The 21507-nt window shown below is 60.3% G+C and carries 22 protein-coding genes; 10 read left to right on the top strand and 12 right to left on the bottom strand.

Features of this window, described 5'->3' with window-relative positions; translation table 11 throughout:
* The first annotated feature begins 5 nt into the window (after positions 1-5).
* From KI617_RS17280 to rsmA, 4 genes are read left to right on the top strand one after another with little or no spacing between them, the layout of a single operon-like run.
* The gene (locus KI617_RS17280; protein ID WP_226448381.1) at positions 6-2552 is read left to right on the top strand and encodes an LPS-assembly protein LptD; all 2547 of its coding nucleotides are present in this window, start codon (positions 6-8) and stop codon (positions 2550-2552) included.
* Complete coding sequence (locus KI617_RS17275) at positions 2549-3865, top strand: peptidylprolyl isomerase (RefSeq protein ID WP_226448379.1); 1317 nt, start codon at positions 2549-2551, stop codon at positions 3863-3865. The genes KI617_RS17280 and KI617_RS17275 overlap by 4 nt, the downstream gene beginning before the upstream one ends.
* Entirely contained in the window at positions 3865-4854 is a 990-nt protein-coding gene (pdxA, locus tag KI617_RS17270) for a 4-hydroxythreonine-4-phosphate dehydrogenase PdxA (RefSeq protein WP_226448377.1), read from the top strand. Before KI617_RS17275 ends, pdxA begins: the two co-directional genes overlap by 1 nt.
* Positions 4851-5618: a 16S rRNA (adenine(1518)-N(6)/adenine(1519)-N(6))-dimethyltransferase RsmA gene (gene rsmA, locus KI617_RS17265; RefSeq protein WP_226448375.1), complete on the top strand. Its 768-nt coding sequence runs from the start codon at positions 4851-4853 to the stop codon at positions 5616-5618. The genes pdxA and rsmA overlap by 4 nt, the downstream gene beginning before the upstream one ends.
* Positions 5619-5684: 66 nt before the next feature.
* Here the strand turns inward: rsmA and KI617_RS17260 are convergent, their stop codons facing one another.
* The 6 genes from KI617_RS17260 to KI617_RS17235 form a co-directional block, all read right to left on the bottom strand.
* Complete coding sequence (locus KI617_RS17260) at positions 5685-5876, bottom strand: YgaP family membrane protein (protein ID WP_226448374.1); 192 nt, start codon at positions 5874-5876, stop codon at positions 5685-5687.
* A 72-nt stretch (positions 5877-5948) separates the two neighbouring features.
* Complete coding sequence (locus KI617_RS17255) at positions 5949-6617, bottom strand: Crp/Fnr family transcriptional regulator (protein ID WP_226448372.1); 669 nt, start codon at positions 6615-6617, stop codon at positions 5949-5951.
* 6 nt (positions 6618-6623) lie between these two features.
* On the bottom strand, positions 6624-7388 hold the full coding sequence (gene xth / locus KI617_RS17250; RefSeq protein ID WP_226448370.1) for an exodeoxyribonuclease III: 765 nt from the start codon (positions 7386-7388) through the stop codon (positions 6624-6626).
* On the bottom strand, positions 7385-7873 hold the full coding sequence (locus KI617_RS17245; protein WP_226448368.1) for a glutaredoxin family protein: 489 nt from the start codon (positions 7871-7873) through the stop codon (positions 7385-7387). The genes xth and KI617_RS17245 overlap by 4 nt, the downstream gene beginning before the upstream one ends.
* A 24-nt stretch (positions 7874-7897) precedes the next feature.
* Positions 7898-9952, bottom strand: coding sequence for a M3 family metallopeptidase (locus KI617_RS17240; RefSeq protein ID WP_226448366.1), 2055 nt, complete (start codon positions 9950-9952; stop codon positions 7898-7900).
* Positions 9953-10015: 63 nt separating this feature from the next.
* Positions 10016-10789 (bottom strand): DUF2189 domain-containing protein, encoded by a 774-nt coding sequence (locus tag KI617_RS17235; protein ID WP_226448365.1) that lies wholly within the window; start codon positions 10787-10789, stop codon positions 10016-10018.
* A gap of 202 nt (positions 10790-10991) precedes the next feature.
* Between KI617_RS17235 and KI617_RS17230 the strand changes: the two genes are divergently transcribed.
* Positions 10992-11705 (top strand): tetratricopeptide repeat protein, encoded by a 714-nt coding sequence (locus KI617_RS17230; RefSeq protein ID WP_226448363.1) that lies wholly within the window; start codon positions 10992-10994, stop codon positions 11703-11705.
* A gap of 236 nt (positions 11706-11941) precedes the next feature.
* On the opposite strand, the gene KI617_RS17225 is transcribed toward KI617_RS17230, so the two are convergent.
* From KI617_RS17225 to KI617_RS17210, 4 genes are all read right to left on the bottom strand, one after another.
* Entirely contained in the window at positions 11942-12874 is a 933-nt protein-coding gene (locus KI617_RS17225) for a phosphoribosylaminoimidazolesuccinocarboxamide synthase (protein ID WP_226448361.1), read from the bottom strand.
* Positions 12875-13569: 695 nt separating this feature from the next.
* Positions 13570-14883, bottom strand: coding sequence for a DUF3422 family protein (locus KI617_RS17220; RefSeq protein WP_226448359.1), 1314 nt, complete (start codon positions 14881-14883; stop codon positions 13570-13572).
* A gap of 53 nt (positions 14884-14936) precedes the next feature.
* The gene (locus tag KI617_RS17215) at positions 14937-15887 is read right to left on the bottom strand and encodes a LysR family transcriptional regulator (protein WP_226448357.1); all 951 of its coding nucleotides are present in this window, start codon (positions 15885-15887) and stop codon (positions 14937-14939) included.
* A 706-nt stretch (positions 15888-16593) separates the two neighbouring features.
* Positions 16594-17973 carry a ribulose-bisphosphate carboxylase gene (locus KI617_RS17210; RefSeq protein ID WP_226448356.1) on the bottom strand — a complete coding sequence of 460 codons (1380 nt, stop codon included), beginning with the start codon at positions 17971-17973 and terminating at the stop codon, positions 16594-16596.
* Between the two features lie 213 nt (positions 17974-18186).
* On the opposite strand from KI617_RS17210, the gene KI617_RS17205 reads away from it, so the two are divergent.
* Positions 18187-18723 carry a DUF2242 domain-containing protein gene (locus KI617_RS17205; RefSeq protein ID WP_226448355.1) on the top strand — a complete coding sequence of 179 codons (537 nt, stop codon included), beginning with the start codon at positions 18187-18189 and terminating at the stop codon, positions 18721-18723.
* Positions 18724-18869: 146 nt separating this feature from the next.
* Here KI617_RS17205 and KI617_RS17200 read toward each other — a convergent pair whose 3' ends face one another.
* A complete protein-coding gene (locus tag KI617_RS17200) occupies positions 18870-19592 on the bottom strand; it encodes a trimeric intracellular cation channel family protein (RefSeq protein ID WP_319004123.1) in 723 nt (240 codons plus the stop codon).
* Positions 19593-19659: 67 nt separating this feature from the next.
* Between KI617_RS17200 and KI617_RS17195 the strand changes: the two genes are divergently transcribed.
* From KI617_RS17195 to KI617_RS17180, 4 genes are all read left to right on the top strand, one after another.
* Positions 19660-19947 (top strand): BrnT family toxin, encoded by a 288-nt coding sequence (locus tag KI617_RS17195; RefSeq protein WP_226448354.1) that lies wholly within the window; start codon positions 19660-19662, stop codon positions 19945-19947.
* Complete coding sequence (locus KI617_RS17190) at positions 19944-20168, top strand: BrnA antitoxin family protein (protein WP_226448352.1); 225 nt, start codon at positions 19944-19946, stop codon at positions 20166-20168. Before KI617_RS17195 ends, KI617_RS17190 begins: the two co-directional genes overlap by 4 nt.
* Before the next feature lie 191 nt (positions 20169-20359).
* Positions 20360-20593, top strand: coding sequence for a type II toxin-antitoxin system Phd/YefM family antitoxin (locus tag KI617_RS17185; protein WP_264180026.1), 234 nt, complete (start codon positions 20360-20362; stop codon positions 20591-20593).
* Positions 20594-20640: 47 nt separating this feature from the next.
* Positions 20641-20853: a Txe/YoeB family addiction module toxin gene (locus KI617_RS17180; RefSeq protein ID WP_226451908.1), complete on the top strand. Its 213-nt coding sequence runs from the start codon at positions 20641-20643 to the stop codon at positions 20851-20853.
* A 182-nt stretch (positions 20854-21035) separates the two neighbouring features.
* Here KI617_RS17180 and KI617_RS17175 read toward each other — a convergent pair whose 3' ends face one another.
* Positions 21036-21401 (bottom strand): hypothetical protein, encoded by a 366-nt coding sequence (locus KI617_RS17175; RefSeq protein ID WP_226448349.1) that lies wholly within the window; start codon positions 21399-21401, stop codon positions 21036-21038.
* Positions 21402-21507 lie beyond the last annotated feature (106 nt).

Genomic DNA, 21507 nt, shown 5'->3' with positions numbered 1-21507 from the left:
CCCTGATGCCCGGTTTCGCCCGCCGTCCGCTTGCCGTTTTCGTCTGTTGCCTGTTTGCCGGGGTGCAGACCGGGCTCGCGGCTGCTGATATTGGGCGCGCGGTGGAGCAACGTGGCGCCGCCCCTGCTGTAGTGCCTTCTGCGGTCATTCAACTGGCAGCAGTCAGCGATTTGCCGTTGAATTTGCGCAAAGAACGCAAGTTTGATGTGCTGAGCAAGAAAAAGCAGCCAGCCGAGCCGGTGGCGCCGATGATCGCCCAGGAAAAACCGATAGAACTGAAGAGGGATGACGCTTACCCGTTGTTCATCGTGGCCGATCAGATCGAGGGGCAGGCTGATGAGATTACCCAAGCCGAAGGTGATGTCGAGCTACGCAAGGTCGGAACGCTGATTTTTGCTGATCGCCTGACGTATCGGCCGCTTGAGGATGAGGTCGAGGCAACTGGCTCCGTTCGTATGCTGCAGGATGGTGCTGAAATCAGCGGGCCGCACATGCGGATGCGATTGGCTGAGCAGATTGGCTCGGCCGAAGAGGTGACCTACCATATCGTCAAGGAGGTGCCGAGTCGCTTTTATGCCCCGCAGCAGACCGTCGTCACGGTAGCGAGTAGTAATGGGAGCACCTCCGGTGCCCCGATGATGCTCAATGTCTCCAATAGCTATGGGTTGCCGACGAAGTTGCCGCCACCACGCCCTTCCGAGGGGAATGGTTACGCCGAGCGCATCGAGTTTGAAGGCGAAAACCAGATGACGCTGTTTTCGAATACCTATTCGACCTGCAAGCCGGGACAAACCGACTGGTATTTGAAAAGCTCGGAAACGCATCTTGATTATGATCGTAGCGAAGGTACGGCCAAGAATGCGACGCTGTGGTTTGGCGGTGTGCCGATTATCTACACGCCGATTGCCTCCTTCCCGCTGAGCACTCAACGTCGCACGGGCATCCTGCATCCCCATTTCTCGGCATCGACCCGTAGCGGCCTGGATATTTCGGTGCCGTATTACCTGAATCTGGCACCGAACTATGATCTGACACTCATTCCTCGTTACATGAGCAAGCGTGGAACGCAGCTTGGTGCCGATGCTCGTTACATTGATTTCAATTATCAGGGACAGGCTCGCTTCGAGTACCTGCCTAACGACGAGGTGCTCGGGCGCAGCCGGTACGGCTATCGCGTGGAGCATCGACACAACCTCGGGCAGGGCGTCTCCGCCGCCCTGAACTGGAGTGGGGTTTCGGACGACCTCTATTGGCAGGATCTGTCGTCTCGCTTGTTGCAAACTGCGCAGACGCAGTTGCCGCGGCAGGTGACGCTGGGCTATTCACCGTCGCCCTGGTTGCAAAGCAATTTACAGGTCTTGCGCTATCAGACGCTGCAGATCGACCCGGCCAATCCGGTGGCGAGGCCCTATTTTCTTGAGCCGCAACTGAATCTGATTGGTTACAAGCCGAATATCTGGAAAACCGATTTCAGCATGGTCGGGCAATTCTCGCGCTTCACGCATGTCGATGCCGGCAAGGTGCAGGGTGACCGCATGGTCTTCTACCCGCAACTTTCCCTGCCCATTGTCCATCCGGCCTTCCAGGTCACGCCCAAGGTTGGCCTGCATATGAGCAAATACACGCTCGATCGGCAGGCGGCCGGCCTGCCTGACAGCGTTTCGCGGGTTTTGCCGACGTTCTCGCTGGACTCAACGGTGATTTTTGAGCGCGAGGGTGACTGGTTCGGTCGTGGTTATATTCAGACGCTGGAGCCACGTCTTTACTACGTCAATATTCCGTACAAGGACCAGAGCCAGATTCCCTTGTTCGACTCCGGCTTGTCTGACTTCAATTTTGCCCAGATATTTTCCGAGAACCGTTACAGCGGCTATGACCGGATCAACGATGCCAACCAGTTGACGGCAGCCGTGACAACGCGCCTGCTCGACGGCGAAACCGGGGTCGAACGCTTCAAGGCCATGGTCGGTCAGCGTTATTACTTCAAGCCGCAACGCGTTTCAATTGCCGGCGAAACGACCCGTCAGGCAGATTTCTCGAATCTGGTCGCAGCGGTCAATGGACTGGTGGCGCCAAAAACCTATGCCGATGTGGCGTGGGAGTACAACTACCGTGAGAACGTCAGCGAGCGTTTTGCCGCCGGGGTGCGTTTTCAGCCGGAACTTGGCAAGGTGCTGTCGGCCAGTTATCGCTACACGCGTGACCCGCTGACCACGTTGTCGACGGTCGATCAGTTCGATGTGGCCGGCCAGTGGCCGATTTCATCGAACTGGTATGTGGTTGGCCGCTACAATTATTCGTTGCGCGACAAGCAAGTACTTGAATCGATTGCCGGCGTGGAGTACAACGCCGGTTGCTGGGCGGTTCGCCTTGTTGGCCAACATTTGGGGGCTATCTCCGGTACGGCGAACAACTCGGTATTTTTCCAGCTTGAACTGAACGACTTCGGCAGCATCGGCTCCAATCCGATCGGCCTGCTACGACGCAGCATTCCCGGCTACGGCAAGATCAACGAACTGCCCACCAGCAGCAGCCTGCTTACCACCCAATGATGACCATGACCCCATATATTCGCCACCTGATCCTCTTGATTTGTTGCCTCGGCGGCTTGCTGGCCCAACCCCTCTCGGCCGCGCCGCAGGATCCCGTTGAAGCCGACCGCATCGTGGCGGTGGTCGGCAGCGATGTGATTACCCATTTCGAACTGCGTACCCGCCTGGCAGCGGCTCTCAGGCAACTGCAAAAACAGGGAACGCCCTTGCCGCCGCAGGACGTCCTGGAACGCCAGATGCTCGAGCGCCTGATCATGGAGCGGGCGCAGCTGCAGTATGGACGCGAGACTGGCGTGAAGATCGACGATACCCAACTGGACGCGGCCATTGGCCGGATTGCGGCTGGCAACAAGATGACACAGCCGCAATTCCGCGAGGCGCTGGAAAAAGATGGCATGCAGTACGCCCAGTTCCGCGAGGAAATTCGCAACGAGATGGTCACCGTTCGGCTGCGTGAGCGGGAGGTGGACAGCAAGCTGGTCATTTCAGACGGCGAAATCGACAACTATCTGGCCAATCAGGCAGCCACGGGCAGCGAAGAGGAATATCAACTGGCGCACATCCTGCTGCGCGCCCCGGAATCGGCCACACCCGAGCAATTGCAGAAGTTGCGCCTGCGCGGCGAGCAAGCCCTCAAGCGGGCGCGGGCCGGCGAGAATTTCGCCGAACTGACAGCTGCTTTTTCCGATGCCCCGGATGCCTTGAAGGGCGGCGATCTCGGCTGGCGTCCGCTGGCCCGTTTGCCTGCACTCTATGCTGAAGCAGGTTCCCGCCTGCAGTCGGGCGAAGTGAGCGAACTGCTGCGCTCATCGGCCGGCTTTCACATCGTCAAGCTGGTCGGCAAGCGCGGCGGCAGCGCCCCGGCTTCGGTTCAACAGACCCATGCCCGCCATATCCTGGTCCGCATCAATGAAGTTGTATCCGAGGCCGAGGCACGGCGCAAGCTGGAGGCCGTCCGCGAACGTATCGCCAATGGGGGTGATTTTGCCGAGCAGGCTCGTCTTTACTCGCAGGATGGTTCAGCCGCCAAGGGTGGCGAACTGGGCTGGCTCAATCCTGGCGATACGGTCCCCGAGTTCGAACGGGCGATGGATGGGTTGAAGATCAATGAAGTCAGTCAGGTCGTCCAGTCGCCCTTCGGCATGCATCTGATCCAGGTACTAGAGCGCCGCGAGCGCGACGTTTCCGCCGAGCGCCAGCGCGCTGTGGCACGCCAGGCCTTGCGTGAGCGCAAACTGGACGATGCCTATCAGGATTGGCTGCGTCAGTTGCGCGATCGAACCTACGTCGAAAACCGCCTCGACGAACAGTGATGCATCCGCTCATAGCCGTCACCAGCGGCGAACCGGCCGGCATCGGACCGGAGTTGTGTTTGCGACTGGCCGAGTACGACGGCGAGGCGCATCCGGTCATCCTTGGCGATCGCGACCTGCTCGCAGCCCGTGCGGCTCAACTCGGGGTGGATGTGGGTTTTCGTGATTACATTGCGGGCCAAGTTCAGGCGGTGGGGCGACTCGATGTCCTGCACATCCCGCTCGCCGTTCCATCACAGGCTGGGCGGCTGGATGCGGCCAACGGGCCCTATGTGCTTTCCCTGCTCGACCGCGCTCTGGCCGGCTGCCAGTCCGGCGAGTTTGCCGCGATGGCGACGGCGCCGGTTCACAAGGGCGTCATCAACGCAGCCGGCGTGCATTTCACCGGCCATACCGAATATCTCGCCGAGAAAACCGGCACGCCGCTCGTCGTCATGATGCTGGCCGGCGAGACCGAACGCGGCCCGTTGCGCGTCGCGCTGGCGACCACGCACCTGCCACTGAAAGACGTGCCGGCCGCCATTACGCAGGAGGTACTTGAAAAGACCCTGCGCATCCTGAACGCCGACCTGCGAGCCAAGTATGGTCTGGCCGCGCCGCGCATCCTTGTTGCCGGCCTCAATCCGCATGCCGGTGAAGGCGGCTATCTTGGCATGGAAGAAATTGAAGTCATTACGCCCGTGCTCGACAAGCTGCGCGGCGAAGGCATGGCGCTGTCCGGCCCCTATCCGGCCGACACGATGTTTACGCCACCCATCCTTGCCCAGGGCGATGCTGTGCTCGCCATGTACCACGATCAGGGCCTGACCGCATTGAAGTACGCCACTTTCGGCAAAGGCATCAACGTCACGCTCGGCCTGCCGATCATTCGGACGTCGGTCGATCACGGCACTGCCCTGGAACTGGCCGGCACCGGCCGCGCCGACCCGGGCAGCCTGTTCGAATCGATTGCCGAAGCGGCTCGCATGGCCAAAAGGAGTATCCAATGAAAGGCCACGTCGCCCGCAAACGCTTCGGCCAGAATTTTCTGGTCGATCACGGCATCATCGCCGCCATCATCTCGGCCATCGATCCCAAGCGTGACGAGACGGTCGTCGAAATCGGCCCCGGTCTGGGCGCGATCACCGAGCCGCTGATGGCCCGCGTCGATCATCTGCATGTCGTCGAAATCGACCGCGACCTGATCGCCCGCCTGAAAAAGCAGCACGCCCCGGACCGCATGACCATCCACGAAGGCGATGCGCTCGCTTTCGACTTCGCCAGTATCGGCAAGGATCTGCGGCTGGTCGGCAATCTGCCCTACAACATCTCGACACCCCTGCTTTTCCATCTGGCCGAATACGTCGACATCGTTCGCGACATGCATTTCATGCTGCAGAAGGAAGTCGTCGAGCGGATGGTCGCCGAGCCAGGCGACGCCGATTTCGGCCGCATGTCGGTGATGCTGCAGTACCGCTTTTATCTCGAGTGGCTGATCGATGTGCCACCGGAAAGCTTCAATCCGGCGCCGAAGGTCGATTCGGCAGTGGTCCGGCTGATTCCCAAGCCGGTCTCGGAACTGAATGCCAAGAGCCAGGAGAAGCTGTCGCAGGTCGTGCTGACCGCCTTCTCGCAGCGCCGAAAGATGCTGCGCAACACCATGAAGAGCCTGCTCAGCGAAGCTGCCTTTGCCGAGCTGGGCATCGATCCGACCTTGCGGGCAGAGGATGTTCCGGTTGAGGATTACGTGCGGATCGCCAATTACCTGAGCTGATCGAGGCGGGTGTTCACCAAAGAAAAAACCCGCCGAAGCGGGTTTTTTTACGGGCCAGATGCTGAATTACTTCTTCATCGGGCAGGTGTTCATGCCGAGCAGCGTGTAGGCCGGGCACCAGCCCATCAGTCCAGTTGCAAGGGGCACGATGCCGATGTAGCCCCAGACCGGCAGCATGCCGGCTGCGGTTGCGCCGATCAGGCCGGCGCCAGCAACGATGCGAAGGATTTTGTCGATACCGCCAACATTTGCAGCCATGGTGTGTTCTCCGTCAGGTTATGTGTACAGCGCCAATGTAACGGCTTGGCCGGATAGCGTATGTAACCTCGGTCACACAGCGGCAAGTTTTTGCAAACCATCCCGGTTGGTGACCGTCAACTGCTCGCGGCCCAATGTGACCAGGCCTTGTGCGGCAAAGCCCTTGAGCAGGCGGCTGACGATTTCACGGACGCTGCCCAGTTCGTCGGCCAGTTGCTGGTGAGTGACGTTGAGCGCTGTCTCATTGCGAGCCAGGATCAGCTTGGCCAGACGTTGGTCGAGGCGGGCGAAGGCAACTTCCTCGACCAGTTGCATCAGCTCGCCGATTCGATCGGCAAACAGGTGAAAGACAAAATCGCGGAAGGGCGGATGTTCGATCATCAGAGCAGTGAAGGCACTGACTGGCAGTGCAAGCAGCGTGAGCGGTGTTTCAGCGATGCCGCGGGCGTTGTAGTCGGTGTGGCCGAGCAGGCAGCTCGATGAAATGATGCATGAGCCGCCCGGCGCGACGCGATAGAGCATCAGTTCGCGACCGTTAGCAGCCAGCTTGATGACCTTGATGCTGCCTTCGAGCAGCAGCGGAAAGCCCTGGCAGGGCTGGTGTTCGGCAAAAACCTGAGTACCGGCCGGCAGATGCATGATGGCTTGCGACGGAAGGAGCGCGGCGAGCCGCTCGGCCGGCAAGCCGGCCAGCGCCGGGTAGAGCGTCGTCAGTCGATCGGGGGAGATGGTCGTCGACATCAGGCGTCAGGAAATCTCAGCCCAGACCGGCGCGTGATCGGATGGACGTTCCAGCTTGCGCGGTGCCCGATCGATCCCGGCAGCGCTGCATTTCTCGGCTAAGGGGGCGGAGAGCAGGACGTGGTCGATGCGAAGACCGAGGTTTTTCTGGAAACCGAGCATCCGGTAATCCCACCAGGAAAAGGTCTTTTCCGGCTGCTCAAACAGTCGGAAACTGTCGCTCAGGCCGAGGCCGATGAAACGCTGGAAGGCGGCACGTTCGGGCGGCGAGACGAGAATGCAGTCGGCCCAGCGTTTCGGGTCGTGTACATCGCGGTCATCCGGCGCGATGTTGTAGTCGCCGCACAACGCCAGTTTGGGGTATTTGGCCATCTCTTCGCCAACCCAGACGGCCAGACCGTCAAGCCAGCGCAGCTTGTAGTCGTATTTTTCGCAGCCCACTTCCTGGCCGTTCGGCATGTAGGCGCAGATGACGCGGGTGTCGCCGACCGTGCCGCTGATCAGACGCTTCTGTTCGTCCGGAAAATGCGGGTTGCCGCAAATGACATCGGTGATCGGCTCACGGGCGAGCAGGGCGACGCCGTTGTAGGTCTTTTGCCCGGAAAAGGCGACCTGATAACCGGCCGCCTCGATTTCGGCTTTAGGGAAATTGTGGTCTTCGAGCTTCAGTTCCTGCAGACACAGCGCATCGGGTTTTGCTGAGGCTAGCCAGTCGAGTAGATGCGGCAGGCGAACCTTTAAAGAGTTGACGTTCCAGCTGGCGATCTTCACTGGCTCAAACCACCGGAAGGCTTGCTGCCGTAGGCGGCGGTCTTCGGATAGCCGGCCAAGTCGAGCAGATTGTTGTAGGCACCGGCCTCAAAACCGCGGAAACGCTGGTTGCCAACCTTCAGGGCCGGTACGAAGATATCGCCGACCAGTTGTTTCAATTCGTCAATTTGCTCCTGCGTTTGCACCATTTTCTCGGCAAACGGGACGCCGCGGCTGTTCAGCAGGTCACGGGCCTGCTTGCATTCGGCAACGCAATCGGCCGAGGTGTACAGGGTCACCGGGAATGCTTCGGCAGCCTTTTTGGTGGCAAACGGCGTGTTGTCGCCGGCTTCGGCTTTGCCGCCAGCCGTGACGACGCCCTTGGATTTGCCCGGCGGAGGCGTATCGGAAACGACCGTACGGCCGGCTGAATCGACCCAGCGGTAGGTATCGGCCTGGGCGCAGGCGCTGGCCGCAGCCAGGCAAAGCATGAGCAGGTAACGCATTGTTCTCTCCCTCGTTTGAGCTGCTTAGGCCGCAATCATACCGCTATGACGAAGCAGTGCATCGACGCTCGGTTCACGGCCGCGGAAGGCCTTGAACGACTCGATGGCCGGGCGCGAGCCGCCGACCGACAGGATCTCGTCGAGGAAGCGTTTGCCGACGGTGGCGTCGAACGGATTTCCGGCTTCCTCGAAGGCGGCGTAGGCATCGGCCGACAGCACTTCCGCCCACTTGTAGCTGAAATAGCCGGCACCGTAGCCGCCGCCGAAAATGTGCGAGAAACTGTTCGGGAAACGGTGCCATTCCGGCGGCAGTAGCACGGCAACTTCCTTGCGCACGTCCTTGAGCACGTCCATCACGGTCAACCCGGATTTCGGGTCAAAATCGGAATGGATCAGCATGTCGAACAGCGAGAACTCGATCTGGCGAACGGCCATCATGCCGCTCTGGAAGTTCTTGGCGGCCAGCATCTTGTCGAACAGTTCGCGCGGTAGCGTGGCGCCGGTGTCCACGTGTGCGGTCATGCCTTCGACGACTTCCCATTCCCAGCAATAGTTTTCCATGAACTGCGACGGCAGTTCGACGGCATCCCATTCAACGCCATGGATGCCCGAAACGCCGAGTTCTTCGCCGCGCGTCAGTAGGTGGTGCAGGCCGTGGCCGGTTTCGTGGAACAGCGTGGTGACGTCGTCGTGCGTGAAGGTCGCCGGCTTGCCGCCGTTCGGGCGCGAGAAATTGCAGTTCAGGTAGGCAATCGGCTTCTGGATGCCGTTGAGCACCCGGCGGCGCGACCGTGCTTCGTCCATCCACGCCCCGCCGCGCTTGGTTTCGCGGGTGTAAAGGTCGAGGTAGAACTGGCCGACCAGATCGCCGGTCGGTGATTCCAGTCGGTAGAAACGGACGTCCTCGTGCCAGACCGGCGCGCTGTCCGGCTTGACCTTGACGTTGAACAGGCTCTCGATGACCTTGAACAGGCCGCCGAGCACCTTGGGCTCGGTGAAATACTGCTTCACTTCCTGCTCGGAGAAAGCGTAGCGGGCCTGCAACAGCTTTTCGGAAACGTAGGCGGCATCCCAGGGCTGGAAGTCGGTCAGGCAGAGTTCATCCTTGGCGAAAGCGCGCAGTTCGGCGATGTCCTTCTCGGCAAACGGCTTGGCCTTGGCCGCCAGTTCGCGCAGGAAAGCCAGCACCTGGGCCGGCGTGTCGGCCATTTTCGGGGCGAGCGAGACTTCGGCAAAATTGTTGAAACCGAGCATTTTGGCGTCTTCGACGCGCAGTTCCAACATGCGCTGGATGATCGGCGTGTTGTCCCATTCCGGCTTGCTCGAGCCGTCATGGAATTCGGCGGCGCGCGTCGCGTAGGCGCGGTACATGCGGGCGCGCAGCTCGCGGTTGTCGGCGTACTGCATGACCGGGCCGTAGGACGGGGCTTGCAGGCTGAAACGCCAGCCTTCGACGCCAGCTTTATCGGCGGCAGTTTTGGCGGCTTCCTTGGCGTCGTCGGGCAGGCCGGCGAGCAGGGTTTCATCGGTGACGATTTCGGAAAAGGCGTTGGTCGCGTCAAGCAGGTTTTCGGCGAACTTGGCCGAAAGCTGCGACAGTTCTTCCATGATGGCCTGGAAGCGCGGCTTCTGGTCATCCGGCAATTCGGCGCCGGACAGGCGGAAATCACGTACTTCGTTGTTGACGACCTTTTTCTGTTCGACGCTCAGCGTGGCGTATTCGGCGCTGTCGCGCAGCGCCTTGTACTTCTCGAACAGCTTGAGGTTCTGCCCGAGTTCGGCGTAGAAACGCGAGACTTCGGGCAGCATTTCGTTGTAGGCCTCGCGCCAGGCTGGGATGTCATTGACCGAATGCAGGTGGCCGACGATGCCCCAGGCGCGGCCGAAAGGCTCGAGGCCATCGGACAGCGCGCCGGCGAAGTCCTTCCAGGTGGCCGGGGTGGTGTCGGCGGTCAGGCGCTCGATCAGCTCGCGGCCAGCGGTCAAGAGCGATTCGATGGCCGGTTTGACGTGTTCGGGCTGAACGGTATCGAAACGCGGCAGGTCGGAGAAGTCGAGCAGGGGATTGGCGGTCGTCATTTTTATATTCCAGGCAAGAAAAACGGGCGGTCAGGCCGCCCGTTGGATCTGGGGGCAGAACCCCTATTCTACAAGCTCGCGGTAGGCATGCCACGAGGCATGGCCGAGAATCGGCATGATCAGAACCAGGCCGAAGAGCAGGGTGGCGAAACCGAACATGGTCAGGCCGACGAGCATGGCCGCCCACAGCAGCAGCGGCGCGGCATTGCGCACGAAGGCGCGCAGGCTGGTCATCATGGCGGTAGCTACGTCGGCGTCGCGGTCGAGCATGAGCGGTACCGCAACGACGCTCAGCGCATAGACGAAAAGCGCCAATACGCCGCCGAGCAGGAACCAGGTGGCAGTGAAGGCGAGGTGCTGGCCGTCGAAGAGGATTTCGTTGAGGTAGGCACTGGCCATCGGCGCCGAAGTGGCGTCGATCAGGGCGAAGGCAACGGCGGAAAAACGCTCCCACATCAACATGATGAGGGCCAGGATCAGGCCGAAAAAGGCCAGCGACTGGCCGTTGCGCCCGAAACATTTGAGTGAGTCGATGAACAGGATTTTCTCGCCGGTTTCAGTGCGCCGGCTCAACTCGTAAAGACCAGCCCCGAGCAGCGGCGCGACGAGGAAAAATCCGGAGATCGAGACGGTGACCAGATGCGGGCTCTGGAGCAAGGCGAGGATGATGAGGTCGCCGCCCAGCGCAAAGAGCAGGCCATAAGCCAGCGAGGGCAGCGGATTGGCCTTGAGGTCCTGCCAGCCGGCGCGCAGCCAGTGCAAGGGGCGGTCAGCGGCAATGCGCCGGATGTGGGGTAAGGGCACCCCTTGCGTATGGAAATCGGAAAGCGGGTTCATGGCAGCCTCGTCGGTCAGGATCACGGACATTTGACCGGGGGGAAGGGGCGGGGTTCAGTTGAAGGGTGGGTCCGGGATCTGCCTGTCGGGAATCGATCTCCAAAGCGGTCGCTCAGAATCATTTTTTCCGTCTGGGGGAATATCAAAATTCGTATGACATATCTAAGTTATTATTCAGACTTAGAAAGTCTCAACCGCCTGAATGGTATGGGTTCTTTACAATATTTCCCATGTCACTGAATTCAATTGTCGTGAACAATTACGTATCTGGGTAAATACTGTTATGCATAGGAAACGGTTATCTGTTGCTGTTGCGGCTCTTGTTCTACTCATCGCGGGTGCTCTGGCCGATGATGGTGTTTCCAATCTCGAAGAGCTCAGGAAATTGCCAATTGCAAATCTTGAAGAACTTGCATCGCGGGGCGAGTCGAATGCCAAGTTGGTCCTCGGCTATGAGTTCTTTCTTGGGGAACGAGTCACGATTGATCGCCAAAGAGCCCTAGCGCTGTATGTTGAAGCTTCAGAACTAGGTTCGGGTATGGCGATGAGCAATATATGCAACATGTACCACTATGGATACGGTGTAGACCAAGATGACGCCATTGCCTACCGCTGGTGCGAAAAGGCGGTGAAGCTCGGCAACCCAAATGCCATGATTATGATCGCTGAAATGTTGCAAGCGCCAGAAGGATTGGCAAAAGACAAGCCTCGCGAGAGCAGGAGCAAGATCGCCTTCGGCTTCTACAAGTTAGCTGCAAAGCAGGGGCATAAGGTTGGTCAGTATATGCAGGGGCTGTATTTGGAGCAGGGAATTGGCACTGAGAAAGACTTGGAAGCTGCATTACTTGCCTATGAAGCTTCAGCAAAGCAAGACTACGAACCAGCGGTATCCGCTTTGTATCGGCTCAGCCAATAGCCTTATCCAAAGCATCTTGGGCAATCGCTCCGCATAGAAACTGTGCCTGCAGATTTCATTTGGAGGCTGTATTCCTCGAATTGAAAGTTTGCTTTCTACATGGCCGACCGACAGTAAAAAGCACAACCCAGCCTCTCAAAAGCCCCATCGCCCTCGTGGTTTTCCTATTCCCAGTTCCGAACCGCAAAACAAAAACGCCCGCATTGCGCGGGCGTTTTTGTTGAAGCGACGGTCGTTTACAGTGTCTTGCCAGTCAGCTTTTCGTAAGCCTCGATGTACTTGGCGCTGGTCTTGGCGATGACGTCGGCCGGCAGTTTGGGGCCGGGGGCGACTTTGCCCCAGTCGAGGGTTTCGAGGTAGTCGCGGACGAACTGTTTGTCGTAGGAGGGCGGGTTCTTGCCTTCTTCGTACTGGTCGGCCGGCCAGAAACGCGAGGAGTCCGGGGTCAGGGCTTCGTCGATCAGGTGCAGGGTGCCGGCGGCGTCGATACCGAATTCGAACTTGGTGTCGGCGATGATGATGCCCCGGCCTTTGGCGTAGGCGCAGGCTTCTTCGTAGAGGCGGATGGCGGCGATGCGGGCTTCGTCGGCGAGTTGGGCGCCGTTCTTGCCGGTGCCGGTCAGCGCTTCGGCCAGGTCGGCGGCGCAGTGGGCCTGGGCGGTAGCGAAGGAGACGTTTTCGTCATGATCGCCGACAGCGGCCTTGGTGGCCGGCGTGAAGATCGGGGCGGGCAGCTTTTGGGCCATTTTCAGGCCGGCCGGTAGGGCGATGCCGCAGATGGCGCCGGTCTGCTGGTAGTCCTTCCAGCCGGAACCGATGACGTAGCCACGGACGACGGCTTCGATAGGCAGCGGCTTCAGGCGCTTGACGACGACGGCACGGCCACGAACCTGCTCGCGCTCATTTTCGGCGACGACGGTTTCCGGATCGATGCCGGTCAGTTGGTTCGGCACGATGTGGCCGAGCTTGTCGAACCAGAAATTGGCCACAGCCTGCAGGACTTCGCCCTTGCGCGGAATCGGGTCCGGCAGGATGACGTCGAAGGCGGACAGGCGGTCGGTGGTGACGATCAGCAGCTTGTCGGCGTCGACGGCGTAGATGTCGCGGACCTTGCCCTTGTTGAGGAGCGGCAGGCTGGTGATGGTGGATTCGAAGAGCGGAGCGGTCACGATCGGGTTCCCGAAATGAGCAAAACGTGGATTATAAATTAAGCTGGGGTTTGGGTTCTGCACTTGAAGTGTTGCGGTGTTTTCAAGCGCTGTTTTCCGCGTTGATGGTGAGGTTCGCTTTTCAGGAAAATGTGTTTGGGGAACCTTGGGTTCCGCCCTTGCGGGGCGTCTTACTTTCTTTTGCTTCGCCAAAAGAAAAGTAAGCAAAGAAAAGGCGACCCTGGGCGGTGCCGGCTGCGCCGGTTCCCTGCGCTACTCGGGACTGGCGGGGGCTGCGGAACTCGGGCCTTTGGCCCTCAGACAGTCCTCGCCCTTTATCCGCCAGACCCTGTGTTGCTCGGCACCTTCCAAGGGGCCCGGTAAGGCGTCCACGCTGAACGTGTGGATTCCTTTTTGGCTTCTTTTCGGGGTGACGTGAAAGTCAAAAATCAGGCTGTCGCTTGGTTCCGTGACGCCTTTCGGCCCCCTTGGGCGGCGCTGAGCAACGCAGGCGGGCCGGGGGATTTCGGCTTGCCTTGTTTGAGCCGCAGGCGAGTTCAGGCAAGCCGCCCGGTCCGACGAGTAGCGCAAGGAACCGGCGAAGCCGGCGCCAACCGTGGGGTCGCCTTTTCTTTGGCTACTTTCTTTTGGCGAAGCAAAAGAAAGTACGCCCGCCCTCAAGGCGGAAAGCGATGGTTCAGAAAACTAGTGGCGCCTCAAGCCGCGCCGGCTTCCTCTGCCGCCAGTTTTTTGCGCATGCGGCGCGTCCCCCAGGCCACCATCCCGGCAATCACCGGAATCGAAACGGCGGTGATCACATCGGTATTCAAGTGATGCAGCTCTTTCGTCCCCTTGGCCAGATACTGCACCAGTTGCGAGCCGTAGTAGGTCAGCACGACGACGGACAGGCCTTCGACGGTTTCCTGCAGGCGCAGTTGCAGCTTGGCTCGGCTGTTCATCTGGCCGAGCAGTTCCTGGTTCTGGCGTTCCAGTTCGATATCGACGCGGGTGCGCAGTAGCTGGCTGTTGCGGGCGACGCGGGCGGAGAGTTCTTCCTGCCGGCGGCTGATCGCCTCGCAGGTGTTCATGGCCGGCATCAGGCGGCGCTGCATGAATTCGAAGAAGGTGGGCAGGCCGGAGATGCGCGTTTCGCGCAGTTCTTCGATGCGCTGCATGACCAAGCCGTGATAGGCGCGGGAGGCGCCGAAGCGGAAGGTCGTGCGGGCGACGGAATGTTCGACGTCGGCAGCGAGGGCGGAAAGGGCCGCCAGCACGTCACGTTCGTCTTGCGCACTGCGGGCCTGGCCGATGCGGTCCATCATGTCGGCCAGCTTTTTCTCGCCGTCGTACAGCCAGCGGCCGACTTCCTTGGCGACCGGCAGGCCGAGCAGAGACATCATCCGGTAAGTTTCGATCTCGACCAGGCGTTGCACGGTGCGGCCGGTCTGGCGCTGGGTCATGCCGGCATTGAGCACCAGAAAGCGCGAGAAACCGTTGTCGATCTTGAAGTCGGTGAAGATCCAGGCGGTTTCATCGGCCACTTTGGCGGCGACCATGGTGCGGCCGTTTGGCGTCAGGCTGGCGAGGATTGAATCGGGGCTGATCTCGTCGGTCGAGCGCAGTTCGACATGGGTGGCGACGATCAGCTTGCCGGGGATGCCGGAAATCCACTTCGGGTGCACGGCATCGAAGGCGGTGACGTCCGGGTGCAACTCCTCGCCGCTGGCCAGCGGGCGGAAGAAGGTGTAGCTGGAGAATTCGGTGTGCAGCTCCCAGCGCATGCGGAAGGCGCCGGTGTCGATCATCAGGTGCGAATCCGAGCTTTCGATCGAGTTGCAGACGTGGCCCTGGCAGAGCTTGCTCAGATTGTCGCGGGCGGCCGGTGCTTTCTCGGCGCTGTGCTTGAAGACCAGATGCGAGACGAGCATCGCCCCGACCAGCGGCACGGGCGGCCGGGCGTGGAATTCGTTGTTCAGGCGCTGGCGGAGCGGATGCTCCTGCAGCTCGGAGAGCGCTAGGCGAGGATGCATGATCGTTGTCGATGTGGGCATGTTGCAGTGCAGCAGATTGTAGCGTATCGGATTCAGCTTGCCGCGCGCGGCAAAAGGTAGCGGCCGAATTCGTGGTCGAGGGCGGGGGCGGATTGTTCGAGCAGGAACTGGCGGAAGCGCTGGCCAGCCGGCAGCAGGCGCTTGCTGTTCATGTGCACGACGTACCAGGTGCGCTCGATCGGCGTGCCGATGACATCGAAAACGCTGACCTCGGACGTCTTCAGCTCCAGCGGCAGGGTGTGCAGCGAAATCAGCGCGATGCCCATGCCGGCCATCACCGCTTGCTTGATCGTCTCGTTGCTGCCCATGCTGATCGTTCGGGCTGGCGTGAACAGGTGGTTCTTGAACATTTCCTCGGCGACGCGGCGCGAACCGGACCCTTCCTCACGGAGCAGGAAGGTATCGTGACGCAGCTCCTGCAAATCGAAACGGCGGGCCTCGCGTAGCGGGTGGTCGGACGGGCCGATCAGCACGTAAGGATGGCTAGCCATCGGCTCGGCATGGGCGTCGATCTCGACCGGGATGCGACCCATGACGGCGAGGTCGATGGCGTTGTCCTGCAGCTTCTGGAGCAGGCTTTCACGGTTGCCCACCGAAAACTGGACCTCGATGCCAGGGTGCGCCTGCGAGAACTGGGCGAGCAGGCGGGGCATGAAATACTTGGCGGTGCTGACCAGGCCGACCGAGAGCTGACCGGCTTCGGCGCCGAGCAGTCCTTGCAGGTTGGCCTCGGCGTCCTTGATCTCGCCGAGCACGCGCAGGGCGTGGTGCATCAGCATGTCGCCCGCATCGGTCAGCGCCACACCGCGCCCCATGCGTTCGAACAGCGGCAGGCCGACGTTGTCTTCGAGCTGCTTCAACTGCATCGAGACAGCCGGCGGCGTCAGGTGCAGCTCCTCGGCGGCGCGGGCGTAGCTCAGGTGGCGGGCGGCGACGACGAAGATCTGCAACTGGCGGAGGGTCAGGGTGCGGATGAAGTTCATGGTCAGGGGGGCTTTGGTTGGATGATTGTTTGGTAAGCGGTAGTTTAATCATGCTTTGTTTAGCTTGGGGTTCCGCCCTTGCGGGGCGTCTTACTTTCTTTTGCTTCGCCAAAAGAAAGGTAAGCAAAGAAAAGGCGACCCTGGGGCGGTGCCGGCTGCGCCGGTTCCCTGTGCTACTCGAAACGCCGGGCGGCTGGCTAAACTCGCCTTCGGCTCAGACAACGCCAGCCGAAGGCCCCCGGCGTTCCTGCGTTGCTCGGCACCTTCCAAGGGGCCCGGAAAACCGGCCGCGCTCATGGTTGGGTAGCGTCATTCCCGCGTAGGCGGGAATCCAGGCAGGGGATGGACTTCCGCCTGCGCGGGAGTGGCGGGGTTAGGGAGGGAAGAATCAGTGACCGGATTGCATTTTTTGGCTTTTTTTCGGATTGGCTGTGAAAGTCAAAAGTCAGGCTGTCGCTTGGTTCCGCGACGCCTTTTGGCCCCCTTGGGCGGCGCTGAGCAACGCAGGCGGGCCGGGGGCTGTCGGCGAGGACTGTCTGAGGGCGCAGCCCGAGTTCCGCAGCCGCCCGGCCTGCCGAGTAGCGGAAGGGACCGGGCTTGCCCGGCGCCAACCTCGGGGTCGCCTTTTCTTTGGCTACTTTCTTTTGGCGAAGCAAAAGAAAGTACGCCCGCCCTCAAGGCGGAAAGCAGCGCTTGATAACCGCGCTTACGCCGCCAATCGCAACCTCTGCCGCCACCCCGGATAAATCTTGTCGGCATCCTGCGGAAACGACTCAAACGCCCGGGCAAACTCATAGTGATCTCGCGCCCATTCCACCGGATCAGCCCCCGCCTTCCAGCATTCATAAGCCTGCCGCAGCGATCGCGCCCCGGCAGCCGGGCTGTCGAGGTGGCCGTAAGCCCCGCCACCCGCCGTATTCACCACATTGCCATGCCCGAGGTTGTCGAAGAAGCCGGGCAGGCGCAGGGCGTTCATGCCGCCGGAGATGATCGGCGTCGTCGGCTTCATGCCGTACCACTCCTGGTGATAGACCGGCCCGGTGTAGCTGTCGCGTTCGATGATGTAGGCGCAGGCGCGGTCGTCCTTGTCGCCTTCCATCTTGCCGTGGCCCATGGTGCCGACGTGGATGCCGGATGCCCCTTGCAGGCGGCTCATCTTGGCCAACACATAGGCCGTGTAGCCGCGCTTGGCCGAGGGCGAGGTGATGGCCCCATGGCCGGCGCGGTGGTAGTGCAGGTACTGGTTGGCGAAGTGGCGACGCGCTGTGGTGATCATGCCCGGGCCGCCGACGTAGCCGTCAACCAGGAAGGCGACCTTGTCGGCATCGGGGCCGAAGGTGCGCAGGATGTATTCGCCGCGGGCGACCATCTCGTGGTGATCGTCGGCCGTGATGTTGGCCGAGAACAGCTTGGCCTCGCCGGTTTCGTCCATGGCGCGCTTCATGGCGTCGTACACCAGCGGGATGGTCTTCTGCATCGGCGCGAAGGTCTGGTTGCCCTGCGGTTCGTCGTTCTTGATGAAGTCGCCGCCCAGCCAGAATTCGTAGGCAGCGCGGGCGAAGGGTTCGGGGCGCAGGCCGAGCTTGGGCTTGATGATGGTGCCGGCGATGTAGCCGCCGTCCTTGACCGGGCGGCCGAGGATGCGCCAGAGATCGGAAATGTCCTTGCTCGGGCCGTCGAACAGTTCGATGGCGCGGCGCGGCACATAGAAATCGACCATCTTGGCGTACTCGATGTCGCCCATGCCCTGGTTGTTGCCGATGGTCAGGGTCAGGAAGGAAACCATCATCATCCGGCCGTCGATCATGTTGCGGTCGAACAGGTCGAGCGGGTAGGCGATGCGCATGTCCTCGCTCGCCTCGTCGATGTGGTAAACCAGCGCATCGACGCCCTTGGTGAAATCGTCGGTGGTGCACACCTCGACATTGGTGCCGGTCGAGGATTCGGCGGCGAAGTGGGCCGCTGCTTCCAGATAGCCGTGGCCGGCCTTGGGCTTCATCTTGTAGGCGCACAGGATGTGCTTGCCGCCGGCGATCAGGTTGGCTTCCGTCAGGCTGAGGTCGGCGTAGCGGTTTGACTGGTCCATCGTCTTGTCTCCTTGGGTGTGTTCGGAAGGCGTGCTGCGATGGACTGAATGCTAGGCGTGGTAATTGATAAATAATAGTCACGTATTTTTATTGAATGCTTCAGTAATTGCTGATGTTTTCTCGGGCTCTGAAACGCGTGACCAGTCTCGGCGGGCGTTCTCTGCGCGGCTTTGACACACGCCTGACCGCCAAATTACTTAGAATACGCAGCAATGAAATCAGCCCCGACCTTGATGTTGCAGCGATGCCGCTCCCTTTTGCCGGTTCTGCTTTCCTGCCTGGTGCTGGGCGCCTGCGGCTCGACGAAAGCGCCGCGTTCCTATCAATCGGAAACCTTCACCAGCGAGACGCCTTTCCAGTACTACAGCAGCCGGGAAGCGGAAGGCGCCTGCGAGGTCGGCAAGCGGGCCTTGCTCAGCCAGGGTTATCAGATCGACGACGAAAAGCCGCGCAATATTCGTGGCGAAAAGTATTTTCGGCCGAGACCCGACGAGGCGACCCGGCTGAGCATCACCCTGGTCTGCCTGCCCAGCAGTCTGGGGGCCGTCATCTACGCCAGCGCCCTGGAAACCCAGTTCGAAATGAAAGCCAAGGGCAGCAGTGCCGGGGTCAGCGTTTCAGCGCTGGGCTCGGTTTCCCTGCCTTGGGCGATCGACAAGGACACACTGGTCAAGGTCGGCGAGGAAACGGTGATCGCGCCGGATTTCTACCAGCGGTTTTTCGACCTGATCAAGTCGCTCGACAACTAGGGAAACGCTGAACAAATCGTCATCCCCGCGAAAGCGGGGATCCAGTGCCTTGAATCTTCTGGATTCCCGCTTTCGCGGGAATGACTAATCGGATTGAATCAGCGCCTCCCTAGCAGGCAAGGCCCGGCCGCCTGGTTGCAGCGGCCTTATTTCCGCTCGGAGTAGGTCGGCAGCGTGATGCGGAAAGTCATCGCCAGCAGCCGCGCAGCGAGGATGATCGCCATGCCGGCCCAGGCGGCAATCACCGGCGAAACGCCGATGTGCTGCAGGCCGACCAGCGTCAGCGCGCCAGCCCAGGCTGCCGAGGCATAAAGCTCGCCGCGCACGAAGACAAGCGGCACTTCATTGCACAGCACATCGCGCAAAACGCCGCCCACCACTCCGGTAATGACGCCGAGCAGGCTGGCAACCAGCCACGGCGCCTGCCATTCCAGCGCGATCTGCGTGCCGGCGACAGTGAATAGCGCCAGGCCGATGGCATCGGGAATCAGGAACAGCCGCTGGGAGAGCTTGAGGCCGCGTACGGCAAAGAAAATGATCAGCGTCGACGCGAAGGCAACCAGCAGGTAAGTCTGGTCGCTGATCCAGAACACGGGGCGGTCGAGCAACACATCGCGCACCGTGCCGCCGCCCAGCGCCGTGGCGCTACCGACCATCACGGCGCCAACCAGGTCCATGTTCTTGCGGCCGGCATCGAGCACGCCAGTCAGGGCGCTGACAGCGACGGCGGCGAGGCCGATCCAGTAAAGCAGGTTTTCCATGCGGTGATTGAAAGTGCCGGGAGTCGGAAGTGTAGCGGTTTGCGCCGCCAGTTGGCTGCCGGGAAGACCCTGATGCTCAAGCGGGAAAACAGCCTCGGCAATGTTCATCAAATGGCTCGATGTGACGGTAGGGGAGCTACCTTGACATACGTCGTTTCTTCAATACACTGTACGTATGATTAAGTTCGAGTGGGATTCAGCCAAGGCCACGGCCAACGCCAGAAAACACGGGGTTTCCTTCGAGGAGGCGCAGTCTGTTTTCTACGATGAGTTTGCGGTTCAGTTCTTCGATGACGAACACTCGGGGGACGAGGAACGGTTTTTGTTGCTGGGCATGAGTACGGAGGCAAACTTGCTTCTCGTCTGTCATTGCGAACGAGATGCGGGCACTATCATCCGCATCATTTCGGCCCGCAAGGCTACTAGGCGTGAAAGCTCTTTTTACGGAAGTGGAATGTCATGAAAGCTGAGTACGACCTTTCCAAGATGAAGTCGCGTCGGAATCCTTACGCATCGAAGCTGAAGAAGCCCGTGACCATGCGTCTTTCAGAAGATGTTGTTGCTTACTTCAAGAGCATGGCTGCTGATGCCGGTGTTCCTTACCAGAGCCTTATCAATCTTTATCTCCGCGACTGCGTGACACAGCATCGGCAGGTTCAGATCGCCTGGCCAGCCAAGTCCTGACTTGCCGTGCCCAAGAGGGCGGGTACGGCAGATGTTTGGCGGACTGACTTCCACGGTCAACAGGATACAACCCCCAAATTTGGAATAAGTTCCCCCTGTTTTCTGCCACAGGGAGGCTTGCTGCACCTGATTGGCTGAGCGTACGGCATGGCGTACGCTTGCCCTCCGGTAAAGGAGTACAGCTGACTACATTGACAGCAAGTGAGGCGCGGGCCAGTCTCTATCGCCTGATCGACGAAACCAGTGAGAATCACCAGCCTGTCCTCATTACCGGGAAGCGGAACAATGCCGTGCTGGTGTCCGCCGATGACTGGGCAGCGATTCAGGAAACCTTGTACCTGCTGTCCGTGCCTGGCATGCGCGAGTCGATTCGCGAAGGCATGGAGACGCCGATTGAGGCGTGCAGCAAGGAACTGGCCTGGTGAGTTGGTAGTTTGGTTTTGCGAAACACGCCCAAAAGGATGCGGAAAAACTGGCCTCGGCTGGGCTGAAAGAGAAAACCAAGGCCCCGCTGGCCATTTTGACCGAGAACCCGTTCCAGAACCCGCTCGCCTACGAGAAGCTGATCGGCGACTTGGCTGGCGCCTATTCAAGACGAATCAACATTCAGCAGCGGCTGGTCTATCAAGTGCTTGAAGAGCAAGGTGTGGTCAAAGTGCTCAGGATGTGGTCTCACTACGAGTAATGCCGTCAGGCACGTGCGCTACTTTCATTGGCGCAAGCGCTTCCCCCCTTGCGTTGAACACCCGAGCCAGCCTGCATCTCGCTGCCTGGCTCGTTATGCTGCTTGTTTCGGTCGCCAACGGCGCCGTTGAGGGGCGGCTGGAATATTGGCCAAAATCCGCATCCTTCTACCGGCCTGGCAATTTACTGTGCCGGTGCAGCTTCGGTTTTCTCGATTTCCGTCAGTGTCAGGTAGCCATCCTTGGTGTTGACAACCTTGTAGATGGCGTCGGGCTTGGCTTGGGCTTTTTTGAGTACGGACTGCCATTCGGTTTCGGCCGAGCGCAGGCCGTCGATTTTCTTGTGCAGGGTGGCGATGCTTTCCGCCAGGTCGGTCTTGAGCTCTTCGTTGAATTGCTCGACCTTTTTGGCGGTGGGGTTCATGACGATCAGGGCGGTGTTGGCCAGCGTCAGCACAAGGGCGACGGCGACGAGGATCATTATCGGTTTTTCAAGTGATCGAGCCTTGGCGGGATGCTCCTGGCTGTCTTTGCTTTCTTTTTCGCTCATGGTCTCGTTCCCGGGTTGCTTGGTATATCAACCATTACGGCTGATGTGGGGGCGAACTTGAATATTTCGTGGCGGGATGGGCAATCGGGCTTGCTACGGTTGACCC

Origin of the sequence: Ferribacterium limneticum (genome assembly GCF_020510625.1) — a bacterium.
Taxonomy (GTDB): Bacteria; Pseudomonadota; Gammaproteobacteria; order Burkholderiales; family Rhodocyclaceae; genus Azonexus; species Azonexus limneticus_A.
Note: the sequence above shows the minus strand (reverse complement) of the source record. Positions and strands in the feature narration are given on the sequence as shown.

Bases quoted from the DNA above. Each gene is read 5' to 3' on its own strand.
- KI617_RS17210 (WP_226448356.1), bottom strand. From the start codon at position 17,973: ATGGACCAGTCAAACCGCTACGCCGACCTCAGCCTGACGGAAGCCAAC.
- KI617_RS17175 (WP_226448349.1), bottom strand. From the start codon at position 21,401: ATGAGCGAAAAAGAAAGCAAAGACAGCCAGGAGCATCCCGCCAAGGCT.
- KI617_RS17215 (WP_226448357.1), bottom strand. From the start codon at position 15,887: ATGAACTTCATCCGCACCCTGACCCTCCGCCAGTTGCAGATCTTCGTC.
- KI617_RS17255 (WP_226448372.1), bottom strand. From the start codon at position 6,617: ATGTCGACGACCATCTCCCCCGATCGACTGACGACGCTCTACCCGGCG.
- KI617_RS17240 (WP_226448366.1), bottom strand. From the start codon at position 9,952: ATGACGACCGCCAATCCCCTGCTCGACTTCTCCGACCTGCCGCGTTTC.
- KI617_RS17260 (WP_226448374.1), bottom strand. From the start codon at position 5,876: ATGGCTGCAAATGTTGGCGGTATCGACAAAATCCTTCGCATCGTTGCT.
- KI617_RS17220 (WP_226448359.1), bottom strand. From the start codon at position 14,883: ATGCATCCTCGCCTAGCGCTCTCCGAGCTGCAGGAGCATCCGCTCCGC.
- pdxA (WP_226448377.1), top strand. From the start codon at position 3,865: ATGCATCCGCTCATAGCCGTCACCAGCGGCGAACCGGCCGGCATCGGA.
- KI617_RS17200 (WP_319004123.1), bottom strand. From the start codon at position 19,592: ATGAACATTGCCGAGGCTGTTTTCCCGCTTGAGCATCAGGGTCTTCCC.
- KI617_RS17195 (WP_226448354.1), top strand. From the start codon at position 19,660: ATGATTAAGTTCGAGTGGGATTCAGCCAAGGCCACGGCCAACGCCAGA.
- rsmA (WP_226448375.1), top strand. From the start codon at position 4,851: ATGAAAGGCCACGTCGCCCGCAAACGCTTCGGCCAGAATTTTCTGGTC.
- KI617_RS17190 (WP_226448352.1), top strand. From the start codon at position 19,944: ATGAAAGCTGAGTACGACCTTTCCAAGATGAAGTCGCGTCGGAATCCT.
- KI617_RS17235 (WP_226448365.1), bottom strand. From the start codon at position 10,789: ATGAACCCGCTTTCCGATTTCCATACGCAAGGGGTGCCCTTACCCCAC.
- KI617_RS17275 (WP_226448379.1), top strand. From the start codon at position 2,549: ATGATGACCATGACCCCATATATTCGCCACCTGATCCTCTTGATTTGT.
- KI617_RS17280 (WP_226448381.1), top strand. From the start codon at position 6: ATGCCCGGTTTCGCCCGCCGTCCGCTTGCCGTTTTCGTCTGTTGCCTG.
- KI617_RS17230 (WP_226448363.1), top strand. From the start codon at position 10,992: ATGGTATGGGTTCTTTACAATATTTCCCATGTCACTGAATTCAATTGT.
- KI617_RS17205 (WP_226448355.1), top strand. From the start codon at position 18,187: ATGAAATCAGCCCCGACCTTGATGTTGCAGCGATGCCGCTCCCTTTTG.
- KI617_RS17245 (WP_226448368.1), bottom strand. From the start codon at position 7,873: ATGCGTTACCTGCTCATGCTTTGCCTGGCTGCGGCCAGCGCCTGCGCC.